This is a genomic window from Rathayibacter sp. AY1H2, assembly GCF_002931985.1.
GTDB lineage: Bacteria > Actinomycetota > Actinomycetes > Actinomycetales > Microbacteriaceae > Rathayibacter.
In genome coordinates this window covers 25,649-44,408 of the sequence record NZ_PSUV01000018.1, presented here as the reverse complement: position 1 = coordinate 44,408, position 18,760 = coordinate 25,649, and the positions used below count along the sequence as shown (strand labels likewise).

The window sequence follows — 18,760 nt, the reverse complement described above, 5'->3', positions numbered from 1 at the left end:
GCCCGGAACGCCTCGGAACGACGAAGAGCCCCGGACATCCGGGGCTCTTCGAGAGGAGAGGGGCTGACGAGAATCGAACTCGCATCATCTGTTTGGAAGACAGAGGCTTTACCACTAAGCTACAGCCCCGGATCGGCGGCCTGACGACCGCGAACCGGTGCGACCGGGTCTCTCGACCGGGCACCAGGACAGCGTAGTACATCGCGCGAGCACCGTGGACACCCCGGTCGTCCTCCGCCGCGCGGTTCCGGTCGCCGCTGCCGCGGTGCAGTACACTTGCGAAGGCCATTTCGGCGTGTCGCGCAAGCGCACGTGCGGGGACGGCTCGACGAGAGTCTCACGCACGGTGCCCAGGCCCGCGCATCCGGGGCGTAGCTCAGCTTGGCTAGAGCGCCCGCTTTGGGAGCGGGAGGTCGCAGGTTCGAATCCTGTCGCCCCGACCACGAGTACTCATCGTGACGACATCGACCCGTGACGACCGTCATCCGGCGCCGACACCAACCAGCACAGGAGATCCCCTCACGTGAAGACCACGGTAGAACAGCTGAGCCCGACCCGCGTGAAGCTCGCGATTTCGGTCACCCCGGACGAGCTCGGCCCCAGCATCACGCACGCCTACGGCCACATCGCCGAGCAGATCAACGTCCCCGGCTTCCGCAAGGGCAAGGTCCCGCCCGCCATCGTCGACCAGCGCGTCGGCAAGGCCGCGGTGCTCGAGCACGCGGTCAACGAGGGCCTCGACGGCTTCTACCGCGAGGCCGTCCGCGAGACCGAGGTCCGCCCCCTGGGCCGCCCGCAGGCCGACATCGTCGCCTGGCCGAGCGACAAGGACTTCACCGGCGACCTCGAGCTCGCCATCGAGGTCGACGTGCGCCCCGAGATCACCGTCCCGGACTACGACGGCATCGAGCTCACCGTCGAGGCGGCCGAGGTCACCGACGCCGACGTCGACGCCGAGCTGAACAAGCTCCGCAGCCGCTTCGGCACCCTGGTCACCGTGGACCGCCCGGCGAAGACCGGCGACTTCGCGCAGATCGACCTGGTCGCCTCCATCGACGGCGTCGAGGTCGACACCGCCAACGCCATTTCCTACGAGCTGGGCTCGGGCGAGCTGATCGAGGGCATCGACGAGGCGCTCGACTCGCTCACCGCGGGCGAGAGCACCACGTTCACCGCTCCGCTGCTCGGCGGCGACCACGCCGGCGAGCAGGCCGAGATCGCCGTCGCGCTCACCGCCGTCAAGGAGCGCGAGCTCCCCGAGGCCGACGACGACTTCGCGCAGATCGCCAGCGAGTTCGACACCATCGCCGAGCTGCGCGAGTCGCTCAAGGAGCAGGCCGCTCAGCAGAAGACCTTCGGCCAGGGCGGCGAGGCCCGCGAGAAGCTCGTCGAGGCGCTGCTCGCCCTCGTCGAGGTGCCCGTGCCCGCCGGTCTCGTCGAGGACGAGGTGCACCGCCACCTCGAGGGCGAGAACCGCCTCGAGGACGACGAGCACCGCGCCGAGGTCAAGGAGGCCAGCGAGAAGACCTTCAAGACCCAGATCCTCCTCGACCACGTCGTCGAGCAGGAGAAGGTCCAGGTCAGCCAGGACGAGCTCACGCAGTACCTCATCCAGGGTGCGGCGCAGTACGGCATGGAGCCGAACGAGTTCATCAAGATCCTGTCCGAGAACAACCAGATCGGCCAGATGGTCGGCGAGGTCGCCCGCAACAAGGCGCTCGCGATCGTCCTCGGCAAGGCGAAGGTCACCGACACCGAGGGCAACGCCGTCGACCTGACCGCGTTCACCGCGGTCCCCGGTGACGACGAGGCCGTCGAGGCCTCCGACGAGGCCGTCGCCTCGGACGAGACCGAGGTCGCGGAGGAGGCTCAGGCCGACGCCGACGCCGAGGTCCCCGCCGAGCCCGTCGCCGAGGAGCCCGCCGCCGAGGAGGAGCCCGCCCCGGCCCCCAAGAAGAAGCGCGCGCCGGCCAAGAAGAAGGCCGCCGCTCCCGCCGAGGAGACCCCGGCCGCGGAGTAGTCGCCGCGAGCACGCCAGGAGCCGCCCCCCGATCCGTCGGAGGGCGGCTCCTCTCGTTGGGGGGCTCCGGTCCGCCCCGGGCGAACACGGGCGACTCCCGCTCCGCCCCGGGCGAACACGGCCGGATCGGGTTGGCGGCGTCCGATAGATTCGCCTCCGAAGCGACAACTGAAACGGAGCAATACATGGCCGACATGGTTATGCCCAACAGTGTTTTCGACCGCCTGCTCAAGGACCGGATCATCTGGCTCGGTTCCGAGGTGCGCGACGAGAACGCGAACGAGATCGCCGCGAAGCTCCTGCTCCTGGCAGCCGAGGACTCCGAGCGGGACATCTACCTCTACATCAACTCGCCCGGCGGCTCCATCACCGCGGGCATGGCGATCTACGACACGATGCAGTTCGTCCCGAACGACATCGTGACCGTGGGCATCGGGATGGCGGCCTCCATGGGCCAGCTGCTCCTCACCGCCGGAACCCAGGGCAAGCGCTACATCACCCCGAACGCGCGGGTGCTCCTCCACCAGCCGCACGGCGGCTTCGGCGGAACGGCCTCCGACATCCAGACCCAGGCGCAGCTCATCCTCGACATGAAGAAGCGCCTCGCCGAGATCACCGCCAAGGCGACCGGCAAGACCGTCGAGCAGGTCAACGAGGACGGCGACCGCGACCGCTGGTTCAGCGCCGAGGAGGCCCTCGCCTACGGCTTCGTGGACCACATCCGCTCGTCGGCGACCGACGTGGCCGGCGGTGGCGGAACCGCCATCGACGAGTAGTCCAGCGAACGCGCCGAGAGATCAGGAACAGACAATGACCACACCCACCTTCGGCGGAACGGCGTTCGGCTCCGGAGCCGCACCGTCCTCGCGCTACATCCTCCCCACGTTCGAGGAGCGCACGGCCTACGGCTACAAGCGCCAGGACCCGTACGCCAAGCTCTTCGAGGACCGCATCATCTTCCTCGGCGTCCAAGTCGACGACGCCTCCGCGGACGACATCATGGCCCAGCTCCTCGTGCTCGAGAGCCAGGACCCGGACCGCGACATCGTCATGTACATCAACTCGCCCGGTGGATCCTTCACCGCGATGACGGCGATCTACGACACGATGCAGTACATCCGCCCGCACATCCAGACGGTCGTGCTCGGCCAGGCCGCCTCGGCCGCCGCCGTGCTCACCGCCGCGGGAACGCCGGGCAAGCGCCTCGCGCTGCCGAACGCGCGCATCCTCATCCACCAGCCCGCCGTGCAGCAGGGCGGGGGCCAGGCCTCGGACATCGAGATCCAGGCCGCCGAGATCATGCGCATGCGCGAGTGGCTCGAGGAGACGCTGTCGCACCACTCGAACCGCTCGATCGAGCAGGTCAAGAAGGACATCGACCGCGACAAGATCCTCGGCGCGAGCGACGCGCTCGAGTACGGGCTGATCGACCAGGTGCTCACCAGCCGCAAGAGCCTCCCGGCTCTCACGGCGTAGGGCGTCCAGGAGGGGCCGGGTGGCGGAGCGATCCGCCGCCCGGCCCCTCTCTGCGTCCTCCGTAGCCGTAGCAAAGCGCCACACGAGGCGCAAGGCACGGCGAATCCGGCCCGCCTGCCGAGCCCTCGCGGCTCAGCGGCTAGGCTCGGAGCAGTGTCAGGGGGCTCGTCCCGCTCGCACCGGCCGGAGCTCCGGGCTCCGTTGCACGACCGACCGACGCACGACAGACGCACGACAAGGAAGTGGGGCATCCCCGTGGCACGTATTGGCGAAAGCGCCGACCTGCTGAAGTGCTCCTTCTGCGGCAAGAGCCAGAAGCAGGTCCAGCAGCTCATCGCGGGACCGGGCGTCTACATCTGCGACGAGTGCGTCGAGCTCTGCAACGAGATCATCGAGGAGCGCCTCTCCGAGTCGAGCGAGGAGACGAGCCACGAGTTCGACCTCCCGAAGCCGAAGGAGATCTTCGGCTTCCTCGAGGAGTACGTGATCGGGCAGGAGCAGGCCAAGAAGGCCCTCGCCGTCGCCGTGTACAACCACTACAAGCGCGTACGCGCCCGCAACACCATCACCGCCGCCGACGCGATCCACGACGAGGTCGAGATCGCCAAGAGCAACATCCTGCTCATCGGCCCCACGGGATGCGGGAAGACCTACCTCGCTCAGACCCTCGCGAAGCGCCTCAACGTGCCCTTCGCCGTCGCGGACGCCACGGCCCTCACCGAGGCGGGCTACGTCGGCGAGGACGTCGAGAACATCCTCCTCAAGCTCATCCAGGCCGCCGACTACGACGTCAAGCGTGCCGAGACCGGCATCATCTACATCGACGAGGTCGACAAGATCGCGCGGAAGGCCGAGAACCCCTCGATCACGCGCGACGTCTCGGGCGAGGGAGTGCAGCAGGCACTGCTCAAGATCCTCGAGGGCACCGTCGCCTCCGTGCCCCCGCAGGGCGGGCGGAAGCACCCGCACCAGGAGTTCATCCAGATCGACACGACGAACGTCCTCTTCATCGTCGCCGGCGCCTTCGCCGGGCTCGAGGACATCATCTCGTCGCGGGCGGGCAAGCGCGGCATCGGCTTCGGCGCCCCGCTGCACAACAAGGAAGACGAGATCAACATCTTCAGCGAGGTCCTCCCGGAGGACCTGCACAAGTTCGGGCTGATCCCCGAGTTCATCGGGCGCCTCCCCGTCGTCACGACGGTCACGCAGCTCGACCAGGTCGCGCTCATGCAGATCCTCACCGAGCCGCGCAACGCGCTCGTGAAGCAGTACCAGCGGATGTTCGAGATCGACGGCGTCGAGCTCGAGTTCGACCGGGGCGCTCTCGAGGCCATCGCGGACCTGGCGGTCCTCCGCCAGACCGGCGCCCGCGGACTGCGCGCGATCCTCGAGGAGGTGCTCGGCCCGATCATGTTCGAGGTGCCCTCCTCGGACGAGGTGGCGCGCGTCGTCGTCACCCGCGCCGCGGTGCTCGACAACGCGGCCCCGACGATCGTGCCCCACGCTCCCCGTCGCCAGGAGAAGAGCGCCTAGTCGCTCCCCGCCCCGCTCTGCCAGTTCACCGCGATTGGCCCGGCGGATCGTCGGGCGAGGCGCTCCCGCTTCCCTAACCTGGCGGAGCGCGCCGACGGCGCGTCCGGTCGCCTCGGTGCCGTCGATCCTCCGGGAGGCTCCGCCATCGTCCAGCCGCTGCTCGCCGGGATCGTCGCCGCCCTGACCGGCTTCTCGAGCTCGTTCGCGATCGTGCTCGCCGGGGTGGTCGCGGTGGGCGCGACGGACGAACAGGCGGCCTCGGGCCTCCTCGCCGTCTGCGTGCTGCAGGGAGTCCTGTGCATCGCGCTGAGTATCCGCTACCGCGTGCCGATGACCTTCGCCTGGAGCACGCCGGGCGCCGCCCTGCTGGCCGCGACCGCGACGCTCCCCGGCGGCTTCGACCGCGCGGTCGGGGCGTTCCTGGTCGCCTCCGCTCTGCTGGTGGTCACCGGGCTGTGGCCGGCGCTCGGGAGGCTCGTCGCGCGCATCCCGCGGCCGCTCGCGAACGCCATGCTCGCGGGCATCCTGTTCCCGCTCGTCCTGGCGCCGGTGCGCGCGGCGGTCGAGATCCCCTCACTCGCCTTGCCGGTGATCCTGCTCTGGCTGCTGCTCCTGCGGCTCCTGCCCCGCTGGGCGGTGCCGGCCGCGATCGCCCTGGCGATCGTGCTGCTGATCGTGACGGACGGCGCGGCACTCGCCGGTGCGCCGCTGCTCCCCGTGCCGCAGTTCGTCGCTCCGGTGTTCGAGATCGGAGCGATGGTCGGGATCGGCCTGCCGCTCTACGTGGTCACCATGGCCGGGCAGAACATCCCGGGCATCGCGGTGCTGACGAGCTTCGGCTTCGCGGCCCACTCACGTCCCGGGATCGTCTCGACCGGTGCTCTCTCCGGGGTCTCGGCGATCTTCGGCGGCGTGCCGATCAACTACGCCGCGCTCAGCGCCGCGCTGACCGCGGGTCCCGAGGCCTCGCCGCGGCCGGAGCAGCGCTGGGTCGCCTCGGTCTCGGCGGGCGCCTCCTACCTCGTGCTGGGCGTGTTCGCCGGAGCGGCCGCCGCGCTGGTGTCCTCCGCGAGCCCGCTGCTGATCGAGGCGGTCGCCGGTCTGGCGCTGCTGGGGGTGTTCGTGTCGGCGGTGCAGGCCGCTGTGGAGGACGCGCGGCTGCGGCTGCCGGCGGCGGCGACGCTCCTGGTCACCGCCTCCGGCACGACCATCGCGGGGATCGGATCGGCGTTCTGGGGCCTGGTCGTGGGACTCGTCCTCCTCGCCTGGCTCGTCCCCCGGCGCCGCTAGAGGAGGCCGCGGCGCGCGAGCAGCGGCTCGGTCCGCGCATCCCGCCCGCGGAACGCGCGGTACGCGTCGAGCGGATCGCGGGAGCCGCCGAGCTCGAGCACCCCGCGGCGGAAGCGCTCGCCCGCCGAGCGGTCGAGGCCGCCGTTCTCCTCGAACCACTCGACCGTGTCCGCGTCAAGGATCTCGCTCCAGATGTAGGAGTAGTAGCCCGCGGAGTAGCCGCCGGAGAAGACGTGCGCGAAGTACGTGCTGCGGTAGCGGGGCGGCACGGCGGGAAGGAGGAGGCCCGCGCCGTCGAGCACGTCGCGCTCGAAGGCGGCCGCGTCGCGCGGCTCGACCGGGGCCGGCAGGGAGTGCCAGGCGAGGTCGAGCAGGGCGGACGCCAGGTACTCGCTCGTCGCGAAGCCCTCGCCCCACAGCGCGGACGCCTCGAGGCGCTCGACGGTCCCCGCGGGCAGGGCCTCGCCGGTCTCGACGTGGCGGGCGTACTCGGCGAGGAGCCCGGGGCGGCGCACCCACGTCTCGTTCACCTGGCTCGGGAACTCGACGAAGTCCCGGAACACCGCGGTACCGGCGAAGCGCGGGTACCGCGTGCTCGCGAACAGGCCGTGCAGGGCGTGCCCGAACTCGTGGAAGAGCGTCTCCACCTCGTCGAGGCTGAGAAGGGCGGGCTCGCCCGGGCCCGGAGCCGACAGGTTCAGGTTGTTCACGACGACGGCGGAGTCGCCGAGCAGCGAGGTGCGGCTGGACAGGGAGTTCATCCACGCCCCGCCGCGCTTCGAGTCGCGGGTGAAGGGATCGAGCAGGAACAGGCCCAGCGGCGTCCCGTCCTCCTCGTGCACCTCGAACACGCGGACGTGCTCGCTGTAGCCGGCCAGGTCGCTCCGCTCCGAGAAGCGGACGCCGTAGAGACCGGTGGCGGCGGCGAACACGCCGCGGCGGAGCACCCGCTCCAGCTCGAAGAAGGGACGCAGTGCGCTGGAGTCGACGGAGTAGCTCTCCGACCGCACGCGCTCCTCGTAGTAGGCGCGATCCCACGCCTCGATCGTGAAGCGCGGCGCTCCGGCGGCGTCCTGCTCGGCGTCGGCGGAGGCCTGCATCCGCTCGAGCTCGATCCTCGCGTTCCGGGCGGCGGGAGCGGCGAGCTCGCGCAGCAGCGACAGGACGCGCTCCGGCGAGCCCGCGGTCTGGCCCGAGATCACGAACTCGGCATGCGAGGCCGCGCCCAGCAGAGCTGCGCGCTCGGCCCGCAGCGCGACGATCTGCTGCAGAGTCGCGGTGGTGTCGTGCGGCCCGCCTTCCGCACCGCGGCCGACAGAGGCGCGCAGGACGCGCTCGCGGACGCCGCGGTCGCGCAGACGCGCGAGCCAGGGGTGGCCGGAGTAGAGGGGCAGGGTGATCAGCCAGCCGTCGACGCCGCGGTCGGCGGCGGCGCGCGCGGCGGCGGAGACGTCGGACTCGTCGAGCCCGTCGAGGCCGGCGACGTCCTCGAGGAGGACCGCCCGGTCGTTCGACTCGGCGAGCAGGTCCTTCTCGAAACGCGTGGTCAGGGTCGAGAGCTGCTCGTTCAGCTCGCCGAGCCGTGCCTTCCCCACGTCGTCGAGGAGCGCACCGGAGCGCTCGAACCCGGTGATCCTCCGCTCGAGGAGGTAGGCCGTCTCGGCGTCGAGGTCGAGCTCCGTCGACTGCTCGGCGAGAGCGCGGAGCCGCACGAAGAGGCGCGGGTCGAGGCTGATCGCATCGCTGTGGGCCGAGAGCAGCGGAGCGAGCTCGGCCTCCAGAGCGTCGGTGAGCGGAGTGCGGTCGGAGGCGGCGACGGTGAAGAAGACGGCGCTCACCCGGCGCAGCTCGCGCCCCGCCCGCTCAAGGGCGACGAGGGTGTTCTCGACGGTCGGCGGCTCGGAGGCGCCGGCGATCGCGTCGATCTCGGCGCGGTGCCGGCGGAGGGCCTCGAGGAACGCCGGGCGGTAGGCCTCGGGGTCGACGGCGGCGAAGTCGGGGAGCCCGTGGGGGAGTCCGCTCGGCTCGAGCAGGACGGCGACGGGATCGGGAGCGCTCATCCTGCGAGCCTAGAGCGCGAGCGGGGGAGAGGGCTCCGGCTCAGGATCGCAGGACGCGCGCGCTCACCGGGCTCGGCGACCGCGCCGCGAAGGGGCGTCAGCCCCAGTCGTCGTCGTCCTCGCCCTCCACGCGGCCCTGCGGCTGCGTGATGTAGGCAGCGTCCTCGGCGGGACGGTAGGTGATCGTCGTGCCGTCGTCGAGTTCGAGGACGGGCCTGCCCTCGAGCCAGGTGAGCGTCCAGCGCCAGTCGGCGGTCGCCGTGCCGGCCGCGGTGAGCTCGCCCTCGACGTCGCCGATGGCGGTGACGACGATCTCGGGGAGGGTCTGCGGCGGCACCTGGCCGACCGACCAGCGGGTTCCGAGCTGCATGGGAGGGGTCCTCTCGACGGTGGGGAGGGAGGCGGGACCATTCCCGCCTCCCGGGAGCGGCGCTACGCCTCGGTCTCGAGCTCGATGCCGACCGCGAGGGCGTCGCCCTCGGCGAAGTCGAGCGTCGCGATCCTGCCGACGGCCGCGAGGTCTCCCGCGGCGAGTCGGAGAGACGCGACGAGCTCGGCGGGCGCCGTCACCAGGGCGGAGCGGGCCGGCGTCTTCTGCGAGGCCTTCGCATCGGTCTTCGCGCGCCGGATGGCCGTGAGGACCGAGCTCGCCGCGGCCAGGACGGCGGGGTCGCCGCCCAGGCCCTCGACGGCCGGCCAGGGGCGCAGGTGCACCGAGTCGTCGTGCGACCACGACCAGGTCTCCTCCGTCGCGAACGGCAGGAACGGCGCGAAAAGGCGCTGGAGGACGTCGAGCGCCCGGTGCAGGGAGGCCGCGGCGGACGCGCCGTCCTCGCTGTACGCGCGCTCCTTCACCAGCTCCAGGTAGTCGTCGCAGAACGTCCAGAAGAACGCCTCCGTCGTCTCGAGGGCGCGGGCGTGGTCGTAGTTCTCGAGCGCCGTCGTCGCGTCGGCGACCACGGTGTCGAGGGTGGCCAGCATGCTGAGGTCGAGCGGGTCGGTGACCTCGGCGCCCTCGGCGAGAGGGAAGCCGTGGATGAACTTCGCCGCGTTGAGGATCTTGATCGCCAGTCGGCGGCCGATCTTGATCTGCGTCGGGTTCTGCGGGTCGAAGGCCGCGTCGGTGCCCAGGCGCGAGGAGGCGGCCCAGTAGCGGACCGCGTCCGAGCCGTGCTGCTCGAGCATCGCGGCGGGAGTGACCACGTTGCCCTTCGACTTCGACATCTTCTTGCGGTCGGGGTCGACGATGAAGCCGGAGACGGTCGCCGTGCTCCACGGGGCGCGGCCGTCCTCGAGCTGCGAGCGCAGGAGGGTAGAGAAGAGCCAGGTGCGGATGATGTCCTGGCCCTGCGGGCGCAGGTCGTAGGGAGCGACCAGCTGCCAGAGCTCGTCGTCGCGCTCCCAGCCGCCCGCGAGCTGCGGGGTCAGCGAGGAGGTCGCCCAGGTGTCCATCACGTCGAGCTCGCCCTGGAAGCCGCCCGCCGCTCCGCGCTGGTCCTCCGAGTAGCCGGGGGCCGGGTCGCTGGAGGGATCCACCGGCAGCGCCGCCTCGTCCGGCACGATCGGGGAGTCGAAGACGGGGTTGCCGTCGCCGTCGAGCGGGTACCACACCGGGATCGGCACGCCGAAGAAGCGCTGGCGCGAGATCAGCCAGTCGCCGGAGAGGCCGTTCACCCAGTTCTCGTAGCGGACGCGCATGAACTCCGGTACGAAGCGCACGTCGCGGCCGAGCTCCAGCAGGCGCTCCTTGAGCACCGCGTCGCGAGCGCCGTTGCCGATGTACCACTGGCGGGTCGACACGATCTCGAGCGGCTTGTCGCCCTTCTCGAAGAACTTGACCTGGTGCGTGATGGGGCGCGGGTCGCCGACCATCTCGCCGGACTCCTTCAGCAGCGCCACGACGGCCTGCTTCGCGGAGAAGACGGTCTTGCCGGCGAGCTGCTCATAGGCGGCGCGGCCCGCGTCGCTCGTGATCGCGGCGGGAGCCTCCGAGATCAGGCGGCCGTCGAAGCCGATGATCGCACGGTTGGGCAGGTCGAGCTCGCGCCACCAGACCACGTCCGTGATGTCGCCGAAGGTGCAGATCATCGCGATGCCCGAGCCCTTGTCCTTCTGCGCGAGGTGGTGCGCGAGCACCGGGACCTCGACGTCGAAGAGCGGCGTGCGGACGGTGGTGCCGAACAGCGCCTGGTAGCGCTCGTCGTCGGGGTGCGCGACGAGGGCGACGCAGGCGGGCAGCAGCTCGGGACGGGTCGTCTCGATGAAGACGTCCTCGCCGCCCTCGCGGTGGAAGCCGAGGCGGTGGTAGGCGCCGGGCTGGTCCTTGTCCTCGAGCTCCGCCTGGGCGACGGCGGTCCGGAAGGTGATGTCCCAGAGCGTCGGGGCCTGCGCCTGGTAGGCCTCGCCTCGGGCGAGGTTGCGGAGGAAGGCGCGCTGCGAGGCGGCCTGCGACTCGTCGCCGATGGTCCGGTAGCTCTGCGACCAGTCGACGGACAGGCCGAGGGCCCGCCAGACGTCCTCGAACTGCTTCTCGTCCTCGACGGTGAGGCGCTCGCACAGCTCGACGAAGTTGCGGCGCGAGATCGGCTTCTGGTCGGCGGCCTTGCTGCTCTTGTTGTCGCCGCCCTCGAACGGAGGCGTGAAGCCGGGCTCGTAGGGGAGCGTCGGGTCGCAGCGCACACCGTAGTAGTTCTGCACGCGGCGCTCGGTGGGCAGGCCGTTGTCGTCCCAGCCCATCGGGTAGAAGACGCTCTTGCCGCGCATCCGCTGGAACCGCGCGACGACGTCGGTGTGCGTGTAGGAGAAGACGTGCCCGATGTGCAGCGACCCGGACGCGGTGGGCGGCGGGGTGTCGATCGAGTAGACGTCGGCGCGGGTGAGGCCGGTGCGGTCGAACCGGTAGGTCCCGTCGGTCTGCCAGCGGAGGCCCCACGTGCCCTCCAGGCCCTCGAGGGCGGGCTTCGCGGGGAGGCGGTCGGCGAGGGTCATGATGCTCCGGTTCGCTATGGGCGGCACCGTGTCGGTGGTGATGGTGCCTGGATGGGGGCTCCGGGGCGAGTCGCCCGCCGGCCGCGACGATTCTACCGGAGCGGCGGGAGCCGGGTCAGTCGACGACGGGGGTGAAGCCGGGTCAGTCGACGACGGGGGTGAAGCCGGCGCGGACGGGCGCGAGCGCCTCGTCGAGATAGGGCACGAGCTCGCCGCGGGTGGGGCCCGCCGCGGCCCACGCCTGCACGGCCGCCACCGCGGCTCCGACGCTCGCGTAGGCGATGGCGCGCGAGAGGTGCGAGGGCAGCGGGCGCGCGCTCCGCTCCTCCACGAAGCGGGCGATGACGGCCGCCTGCCGGGCGAGGCGGCCGAGGGCCGACGCCTGCAGCTCGTGGACGCTGCCGATCATCTCGGACTGGGTGAGCACCCACGGCACCGTCGCGGGTCCGAAGCCGGAGCCGATCGCGAGCAGCGCGTCGCCGAGCGCGTCCATCACCGGCGCCTCTGCCGCCGTCTCGGCCAGCGCTTCCGGGAGCTCGGCCAGCCGGTCGTCGACCAGCACCCAGAAGACGTCGCTCTTGGACTCGAAGTAGTTGAAGAAGGTGTTGCGCGAGACCCCCGCCCGCTGGGCGATCTGCTCGATCGTCGTGCCCGCGTAGCTCTGCTCGACGAAGAGGTCCAGTGCGGCGTCCTCGAGCATGGAGCGCGACGACGCGCGGGGCCGTCCGCGCTGCACTCCTCGCACCATGAACCGCTCCTGCTCCGCTTCCCCCGACGCGCTAGGATAGCGCCGGACGACTTCGACCCGGCCATCACCGGTGAGTCTCCGGAAGAACGGCGCCGGCTCCGGCCTGCGCCCAGTAGACCCGGACGGGTGCGGCCCGTGACAGCCGATCGAGTGGGAACGCGTCAGCGGGCACTCCTCCGGGAGCGACCGGCCGACCGGTCCAAGCGAGGTGGTACCGCGACCCGGCCCGGGGTCTGAGATCCGGGCGGGCCGTCCTCGTGCAGACCAGCAGCACTGCCAGGAGACCGCACGTGACCTACCCCCTGACCCCGCCCACCCCGCACGGAGCCGAGCCCGCCGAGGGCTCCGCGTTCGGCCGGGGCGTGTCCCCGTCGCCGCGCTTCCCCGAGATCGAGGAGCGCGTGCTCGCGTACTGGAAGGCGGACGACACCTTCCAGGAGTCGATCCGGCAGCGCGAGGGAGCGCCGGAGTGGGTCTTCTACGACGGCCCGCCCTTCGCCAACGGCCTGCCGCACTACGGGCACCTCCTCACCGGCTACGCCAAGGACGTCTTCCCCCGCTTCGAGACGATGCGCGGACGCCAGGTGCACCGCCGCTTCGGCTGGGACACCCACGGCCTGCCCGCCGAGCTCGAGGCGGAGCGGCAGCTCGGCATCACCGACAAGTCCCAGATCGAGGAGATGGGCGTCGCGGCCTTCAACGCCGCCGCGAAGGAGTCGGTGCTGCGCTACACCGGGGAGTGGCAGGACTACGTCACCCGCCAGGCGCGCTGGGTCGACTTCGACGACGACTACAAGACGCTCGACCCCACCTTCATGGAGTCGGTGATCTGGGCGTTCAAGCAGCTCTACGACAAGGGCCTCGCCTACGAGGGCCACCGCGTGCTGCCGTACTGCTGGCGCGACCAGACGCCGCTCTCGAACCACGAGCTGCGGATGGACGACGACGTCTACAAGATGCGCCAGGACCAGACGGTCACCGTCACCTTCCCGCTGGTCGGCGAGACGGCGGAGGCGCTTCAGCTGACGGCGGTCCGCGCTCTCGCGTGGACGACGACGCCGTGGACGCTGCCGACGAACCTCGCGCTCGCCGTCGGGCCCGACATCGAGTACGCGGTCGTCCCCGCCGGCCCGAACGGCGCGGCCGACGGCAGGGGCGAGCCCGAGGAGCGCGAGCTCTCGGCCGAGTACCTGCTCGCCATCGACCAGGTCGGCGCCTACGCGAAGGACCTCGGCTATCCGGACGCGGAGTCGGCCCTGGCCGCCGTCTCGCGCACCCACCGCGGCTCCGAGCTCGAGGGGATCAGCTACGACCGCCTCTGGGACCACTACGCGGACACCGAGGCCTGGGGCACGCAGAACGCGTGGCGCATCCTCGTCGCCGACTACGTGACCACCAGCGAGGGCACCGGCATCGTGCACCAGGCGCCCGCCTACGGCGAGGACGACCAGAAGGTCTGCGAGGCGGCGGGCATCCCCGTCATCATCTCGGTCGACGACGGCGGCCGCTTCCTGCCGCAGATCAGCGAGGTCGCCGGCCTCCAGGTCTTCGACGCGAACAAGCCCCTCACGCAGCTCCTGCGCGCGGGCCACCGGCTGCTCCGCCAGGCGAGCTACGAGCACTCGTACCCGCACTGCTGGCGCTGCCGCAATCCGCTGATCTACAAGGCGGTCTCGAGCTGGTTCGTCCGCGTCACCGCGATCCGCGACCGCATGGAGGAGCTCAACCAGGAGATCACCTGGGTCCCCGAGAACGTCAAGGACGGCCAGTTCGGCAAGTGGCTCTCGGGCGCGCGCGACTGGTCCATCAGCCGCAACCGCTACTTCGGCTCGCCGATCCCGGTGTGGAAGAGCGACGACCCGGAGTACCCGCGGATCGATGTCTACGGCTCGCTGGACGAGCTGGAGCGCGACTTCGGCGTGCGCCCGGACGACCTGCACCGGCCGTTCATCGACGAGCTGACCCGCCCGAACCCCGACGACCCGACCGGGCGCTCGACGATGCGCCGGATCAGCGACGTCCTCGACGTCTGGTTCGACTCCGGATCGATGCCCTTCGCCCAGGTGCACTACCCGTTCGAGAACGCGGACTGGTTCGACACCCACAACCCGGCGGACTTCATCGTCGAGTACATCGGGCAGACGCGCGGCTGGTTCTACACGCTGCACGTGCTCTCCACCGCGCTCTTCGACCGCCCGGCGTTCCGCAACGTGGTCAGCCACGGCATCGTGCTGGGCAACGACGGGCAGAAGATGTCCAAGTCGCTGCGCAACTACCCGGACGTGGCCGAGGTCTTCGACCGCGACGGCTCCGACGCCATGCGCTGGTTCCTGATGTCGAGCCCGGTCCTCCGGGGCGGCAACCTCGTCGTGACGGAGGATGGCATCCGCGAGGGCGTCCGCCAGGTGCTGCTGCCGCTGTGGAGCACCTGGTACTTCTTCTCCCTCTACGCCAACGCCTCGGCGGGCGGCGGCTACGAGGCGACCAGGCACACCGGCTCCGAGGACGTCCTCGACCGCTACCTGCTGGCCAAGACCCGCGATCTGGTCGAGACCGTGACCGGCCGGCTCGAGGCGCTGGACTCCACGCTCGCGGCCGCCGCGCTCCGCGACTTCAGCGACGTGCTCACGAACTGGTACGTGCGCCGCTCCCGCGACCGCTTCTGGCAGGGCGTCGACGAGGACGGCCGCGGATCGGAGGCGTTCGACACGCTCTACACGGTCCTCGAGACCGTGTGCCGCGTCGCCGCCCCGCTCCTGCCTCTCGTCACGGAGCAGATATGGCAGGGCCTGACCGGCGGCCGCAGCGTCCACCTCACCGACTGGCCGGAGGCGGACGAGTTCCCCGCCGACCCGGCGCTCGTGCACGCGATGGACGCGGTCCGCGGCATCTCGTCCACCGCGCTCTCCCTCCGCAAGCAGGCCGGGCTCCGCGTCCGCCTGCCGCTCGCGCGCCTGACCGTGGTGGTCGCCGACGCCGCCGAGCTCGCGCCGTTCGAGGCGATCCTCCGCGACGAGCTGAACGTGAAGGAGGTGTCGCTGGTGCCGCTGGTCGACTCCAGCGCCGCCGACTACGGCGTCACCTCCCGTCTCGCGGTCAACGCGCGCGCCGCCGGGCCCCGGCTCGGCAAGGGGGTGCAGACCGTGATCAGGGCCGCCAAGGCCGGCGACTGGAGCGAGACGGACGGCGTCGTCACCGCCGGCGGCGTCGAGCTGGTCGAGGGCGAGTACGAGCTCACGCTCGAGGTCGGCGGCTCGGCCGGCGATGACCGCGCCATCGCCCTGCTCCCGCGCGGGGGCTTCGTGCTCCTCGACACGGCGACCACCCCCGAGCTCGAAGCGGAGGGGCTCGCCCGCGACCTCATCCGCGCGGTGCAGGACGCCCGCAAGGCGGCCGGGTTCGAGGTCAGCGACCGGATCGTCCTGGAGGTCGTGCTCGACGAGCCGAGCCTGCAGGCGCTCGAGCCGCACGCGCTCTGGATCGCGGAGGAGACCCTCGCGACCGGATGCGCGTTCACTCCGCTCACCACGGCTCTCGAGGGCGGCGAGGGCGCGATCGCCGTCGGCCCCGCGGGCACCGCCATCATCCGCGTCGAGAAGGTCGAGGCCGCCGATGTCTGATCCGTTCGAGCCGGACGACGCCGACCGCGCGGCCGCCGACGCCGTCTACGCCGCGCTGCTGGAGCGCCTGGGCGAGGCGAGCGTCCGCCCGCGCCTCGCTCCGACCCGGCGCGCCGTCGAGATCCTCGGCGACCCGCAGCGCGCCTACCCGGTGATCCAGATCGCCGGAACCAACGGCAAGACCTCGACCAGCCGGATGATCGAGAGCCTGCTGCGCGCCCACGGGCTGCGGGTGGGCCTGTTCACCAGTCCGCACCTCGAGCGCTTCAACGAGCGCATCGTCATCGACGGAGAGCCGATCTCCGACCGGAGCCTCGCCGACAACTGGCAGGACGTCGAGCCGTACCTGCGGATGACCGACGCCGAGCTGGCCGAGCAGGGCGAGGCGCCGCTGTCCTTCTTCGAGGCGATCACCGTCCTGGCCTACGCGGCCTTCGCCGACGCGCCGGTCGACGTGGCCGTCGTCGAGGTGGGGATGGGCGGCGAGTGGGACTCGACGAACGTCGCCGACGCGCAGGTCGCCGTCTTCACGCCGATCGCCCTCGACCACACCGACCGCCTCGGCTCGACGATCGAGGAGATCGCGCGCACCAAGTCGGGCATCGTCAAGCCGCTCGCCTCGGTGGTCTCCGCGAGGCAGGTCCCGGAGGCGGAGGCGGTGCTGCGGCACGCGGCCGAGGCCACCGAGTCGACGATCGTCGTCGAGGGGGCGGAGTTCGACGTCGAGTCGACGACCGTCGCCGTCGGCGGCCAGGTCGTCACCGTCCGGGGACTCGTCACCACGTACGAGCAGCTGCTGCTGCCGTTCTTCGGCGACCACCAGGCCGAGAACGCCGCCGTGGCCGTCGCCGCGGTCGAGACGTTCCTGGGAGGCGGGACGCAGGAGCTCACCGGCGACGTCCTCGACGAGGGCTTCGCCGCCGCGACCTCCCCGGGCCGCCTGCAGCTCGTCGGACTCGCTCCGCGCACCGTCGTCGACGCGGCGCACAACCCGCACGGTGCCGCGTCCCTCGCCGCCGCTCTCGGCCGCTACTTCGACTTCGACCGCGTGACGGCCGTCCTCGGCGTGCTGGCCGAGAAGGACGCCGAGGGGATCCTCCGGGAGCTCCGCCCCGTGGTGGACGAGCTGATCGTGACCACGGCGCCGAGCGATCGGGCGATGCCCGCCGAGGAGCTCGCCGCGCTCGCCCGCACCGTGTTCCCGGAGGAGGCGGTCCGCGTCGCCGACGACCCGCTGGGTGCTCTCACGGCCGGTCGCGTCCTCGCGGCGCGCACCGACAAGGGCGCCCTGCTGGTCACGGGCTCGATCACCCTCGTCGGCCGCACGATCACCGCGGCCCGCGACGAGAACTGGCTGGGCGCGTGAGGGCCGGGCGCCCGCGGCGCTCGCGGACCGTCCGGGAGAGCCTCGGCTCGATCGTGCTCGGCTTCGAGGCGGTCATCGTCTTCCTCGCCACCCTGGTGGCCTTCGGGCTGAAGGCGGCCGACCCCGTGATCGTGCTGGTCGGGGGAGCGGTGGTCTGCCTCGCGCTCGTCGCCACTCTGGGCCTGCTGAACCGGCCGGTCGGCTTCCGCATCGGCTGGGTGCTGCAGTTCGTTATCGTGGCCTCGGGCCTGCTGGTCCCGATCATGTACGTGATCGGCGCCGCCTTCGTGGCGCTGTGGACGTACTGCATGGTGACCGGCACCCGCCTCGACGCTCAGACGCGCCGGGCGGCGGAGCCCACCGACCCCACCGAAGGAGACCGCTGAACCATGGCCACTCAGGAGACCCTCGTCCTCGTCAAGCCCGACGGCGTCGCCCGCAACCTCACCGGCGAGATCCTCCGCCGCATCGAGGCGAAGGGCTACTCCCTCGTCGACGTGAAGCTCGTCGAGGCCGACCGCGAGCTGCTCGCCGCCCACTACGCCGAGCACGAGGGCAAGCCCTTCTACGAGCCGCTCGTCGAGTTCATGGAGAGCGGCCCGATCGTCGCCCTGCGCATCGCGGGCGACCGTGTGATCGAGGGCTTCCGCGCCCTCGCCGGCACCACCGACCCGACCACGGCCGCTCCCGGCACCATCCGCGGCGACCTCGGCCGCGACTGGGGCCTCAAGGTCCAGCAGAACCTCGTGCACGGGTCCGACTCCGAGGAGTCGGCCGCGCGCGAGCTCGGCCTCTGGTTCGCCTGAGCCGCTCGGCCGCCTGCCTCTGACGACGTCCGTCAGAGGTAGGCGAGCACGTTCAGCCTCACCTGCGCGATCACCGCGATCAGCAGGTAGCAGAGCAGCGTGATGAACGGGACCCAGCCGTAGGCGGCACCGGCGAAGCGGCGCACCCCGGCGGGGACGGGGAACACGCCCTCACGGAGGTTGCGGAGCGTCACCAGCCAGAAGCCCGGGATGACGACGGCCCAGGTGAGCATGCACCAGGGGCAGAGCGTCCCGAGCGCGAAGACGCTCGTCGCGATGAGCCAGCCCACGAACACCAGGGCCAGCAGGAAGCCGACGTTGAAGGCCGCCCAGAACCACCGGTCGAACCGGGCGCCCGCGAGCAGGCCCAGCCCCACCACGATCGGCGCGATCCAGGCAGCCAGGCCGATGAGAGGGTTCGGGAAGCCGAAGACCGCGCCCTGCGCCGAGTTCAGGTTCGCACTGCACTGCACGAGCAGGCTGAAGTCGCAGCCGAGGCCCGCATCGGGGTTCTCGAGAGCGGCGAACTTGTCGTTCGTGAGAGCGAAGGCGGCGGTCCAGCCGATCACGCCGAGGACGATCAGCAGGACGGCGAAGAGGACGGGGCGCTGCTGGGTGGGGGCGTCGCGCACCCCGGGATCGCTGGACACCGGGGGATTATGGCACGCGCCGGATCGGCGCCTCTGGGAATGCGTGCGATAATCGGAGCCGTCGGTCCGGGGGACCCCGCATCGACGCGAAGAAGGTTTACCGGGCGAGTACCGGGCCACAGGAGATCGACAGCGTTCCGCGAATGGACGCGCCGGATCTCCGCTCCGCCGGGAGTCGACCGCAGGTCGCACCGCGGGGGAGC

At 71.4% G+C, this 18,760-nt stretch carries 14 protein-coding genes and 2 tRNA genes; 10 read left to right on the top strand and 6 right to left on the bottom strand.

Features of this window, described 5'->3' with window-relative positions:
• Positions 1–58: 58 nt before the first annotated feature.
• Positions 59–129: transfer RNA gene (locus C5C29_RS13055), tRNA-Gly, on the bottom strand.
• 236 nt (positions 130–365) lie between these two features.
• On the opposite strand from C5C29_RS13055, the gene C5C29_RS13050 reads away from it, so the two are divergent.
• The 6 genes from C5C29_RS13050 (at position 366) to C5C29_RS13025 (ending at position 6,319) form a co-directional block, all read left to right on the top strand.
• A tRNA-Pro gene (locus C5C29_RS13050) sits at positions 366–443 on the top strand.
• A gap of 80 nt (positions 444–523) precedes the next feature.
• Positions 524–2,020, top strand: a complete 1,497-nt coding sequence (tig, locus tag C5C29_RS13045; protein ID WP_104223694.1) for a trigger factor — start codon at positions 524–526, stop codon at positions 2,018–2,020.
• Between the two features lie 185 nt (positions 2,021–2,205).
• The gene (locus C5C29_RS13040) at positions 2,206–2,796 is read left to right on the top strand and encodes an ATP-dependent Clp protease proteolytic subunit (RefSeq protein ID WP_097165884.1); all 591 of its coding nucleotides are present in this window, start codon (positions 2,206–2,208) and stop codon (positions 2,794–2,796) included.
• A 34-nt stretch (positions 2,797–2,830) separates the two neighbouring features.
• The gene (locus C5C29_RS13035) at positions 2,831–3,496 is read left to right on the top strand and encodes an ATP-dependent Clp protease proteolytic subunit (RefSeq protein WP_068253282.1); all 666 of its coding nucleotides are present in this window, start codon (positions 2,831–2,833) and stop codon (positions 3,494–3,496) included.
• A 255-nt stretch (positions 3,497–3,751) separates the two neighbouring features.
• Positions 3,752–5,029, top strand: a complete 1,278-nt coding sequence (gene clpX / locus C5C29_RS13030) for an ATP-dependent Clp protease ATP-binding subunit ClpX (protein ID WP_104223693.1) — start codon at positions 3,752–3,754, stop codon at positions 5,027–5,029.
• 33 nt (positions 5,030–5,062) lie between these two features.
• Positions 5,063–6,319 (top strand): benzoate/H(+) symporter BenE family transporter, encoded by a 1,257-nt coding sequence (locus C5C29_RS13025; protein WP_374953264.1) that lies wholly within the window; start codon positions 5,063–5,065, stop codon positions 6,317–6,319.
• Here C5C29_RS13025 and C5C29_RS13020 read toward each other — a convergent pair.
• The 4 genes from C5C29_RS13020 to C5C29_RS13005 form a co-directional block, all read right to left on the bottom strand.
• A complete protein-coding gene (locus tag C5C29_RS13020) occupies positions 6,316–8,379 on the bottom strand; it encodes a M3 family metallopeptidase (protein ID WP_104308456.1) in 2,064 nt (687 codons plus the stop codon). The genes C5C29_RS13025 and C5C29_RS13020 overlap by 4 nt on opposite strands.
• A gap of 97 nt (positions 8,380–8,476) precedes the next feature.
• A complete protein-coding gene (locus C5C29_RS13015) occupies positions 8,477–8,749 on the bottom strand; it encodes a hypothetical protein (RefSeq protein WP_104308455.1) in 273 nt (90 codons plus the stop codon).
• 62 nt (positions 8,750–8,811) lie between these two features.
• Complete coding sequence (valS, locus tag C5C29_RS13010) at positions 8,812–11,367, bottom strand: valine--tRNA ligase (RefSeq protein WP_104223689.1); 2,556 nt, start codon at positions 11,365–11,367, stop codon at positions 8,812–8,814.
• 142 nt (positions 11,368–11,509) lie between these two features.
• Complete coding sequence (locus tag C5C29_RS13005; protein WP_104223688.1) at positions 11,510–12,115, bottom strand: TetR/AcrR family transcriptional regulator; 606 nt, start codon at positions 12,113–12,115, stop codon at positions 11,510–11,512.
• Positions 12,116–12,405: 290 nt separating this feature from the next.
• On the opposite strand from C5C29_RS13005, the gene ileS reads away from it, so the two are divergent.
• Genes ileS through ndk form a run of 4 tightly spaced genes read left to right on the top strand, consistent with a single transcriptional unit; the run spans position 12,406 to position 17,907 of the window.
• Positions 12,406–15,735, top strand: coding sequence for an isoleucine--tRNA ligase (gene ileS, locus C5C29_RS13000; RefSeq protein WP_374953263.1), 3,330 nt, complete (start codon positions 12,406–12,408; stop codon positions 15,733–15,735).
• Entirely contained in the window at positions 15,728–17,101 is a 1,374-nt protein-coding gene (locus C5C29_RS12995; RefSeq protein ID WP_104223687.1) for a folylpolyglutamate synthase/dihydrofolate synthase family protein, read from the top strand. The genes ileS and C5C29_RS12995 overlap by 8 nt, the downstream gene beginning before the upstream one ends.
• Entirely contained in the window at positions 17,098–17,487 is a 390-nt protein-coding gene (locus C5C29_RS12990; protein WP_258060376.1) for a DUF4233 domain-containing protein, read from the top strand. The genes C5C29_RS12995 and C5C29_RS12990 overlap by 4 nt, the downstream gene beginning before the upstream one ends.
• Before the next feature lie 3 nt (positions 17,488–17,490).
• Positions 17,491–17,907 (top strand): nucleoside-diphosphate kinase, encoded by a 417-nt coding sequence (ndk, locus tag C5C29_RS12985; protein WP_104223686.1) that lies wholly within the window; start codon positions 17,491–17,493, stop codon positions 17,905–17,907.
• 32 nt (positions 17,908–17,939) lie between these two features.
• Here ndk and C5C29_RS12980 read toward each other — a convergent pair whose 3' ends face one another.
• Positions 17,940–18,557: a vitamin K epoxide reductase family protein gene (locus C5C29_RS12980; RefSeq protein ID WP_244230638.1), complete on the bottom strand. Its 618-nt coding sequence runs from the start codon at positions 18,555–18,557 to the stop codon at positions 17,940–17,942.
• Between the last annotated feature and the right edge of the window lie 203 nt (positions 18,558–18,760).

What these genes read in the sequence shown, in the direction of transcription:
- C5C29_RS13040 (WP_097165884.1), top strand. Translation starts at nt 2,206, where the DNA reads ATGGCCGACATGGTTATGCCCAACAGTGTTTTCGACCGCCTGCTCAAG.
- C5C29_RS13035 (WP_068253282.1), top strand. Translation starts at nt 2,831, where the DNA reads ATGACCACACCCACCTTCGGCGGAACGGCGTTCGGCTCCGGAGCCGCA.
- C5C29_RS13020 (WP_104308456.1), bottom strand. Translation starts at nt 8,379, where the DNA reads ATGAGCGCTCCCGATCCCGTCGCCGTCCTGCTCGAGCCGAGCGGACTC.
- C5C29_RS13015 (WP_104308455.1), bottom strand. Translation starts at nt 8,749, where the DNA reads ATGCAGCTCGGAACCCGCTGGTCGGTCGGCCAGGTGCCGCCGCAGACC.
- valS (WP_104223689.1), bottom strand. Translation starts at nt 11,367, where the DNA reads ATGACCCTCGCCGACCGCCTCCCCGCGAAGCCCGCCCTCGAGGGCCTG.
- C5C29_RS13005 (WP_104223688.1), bottom strand. Translation starts at nt 12,115, where the DNA reads ATGGTGCGAGGAGTGCAGCGCGGACGGCCCCGCGCGTCGTCGCGCTCC.
- C5C29_RS12995 (WP_104223687.1), top strand. Translation starts at nt 15,728, where the DNA reads ATGTCTGATCCGTTCGAGCCGGACGACGCCGACCGCGCGGCCGCCGAC.
- ndk (WP_104223686.1), top strand. Translation starts at nt 17,491, where the DNA reads ATGGCCACTCAGGAGACCCTCGTCCTCGTCAAGCCCGACGGCGTCGCC.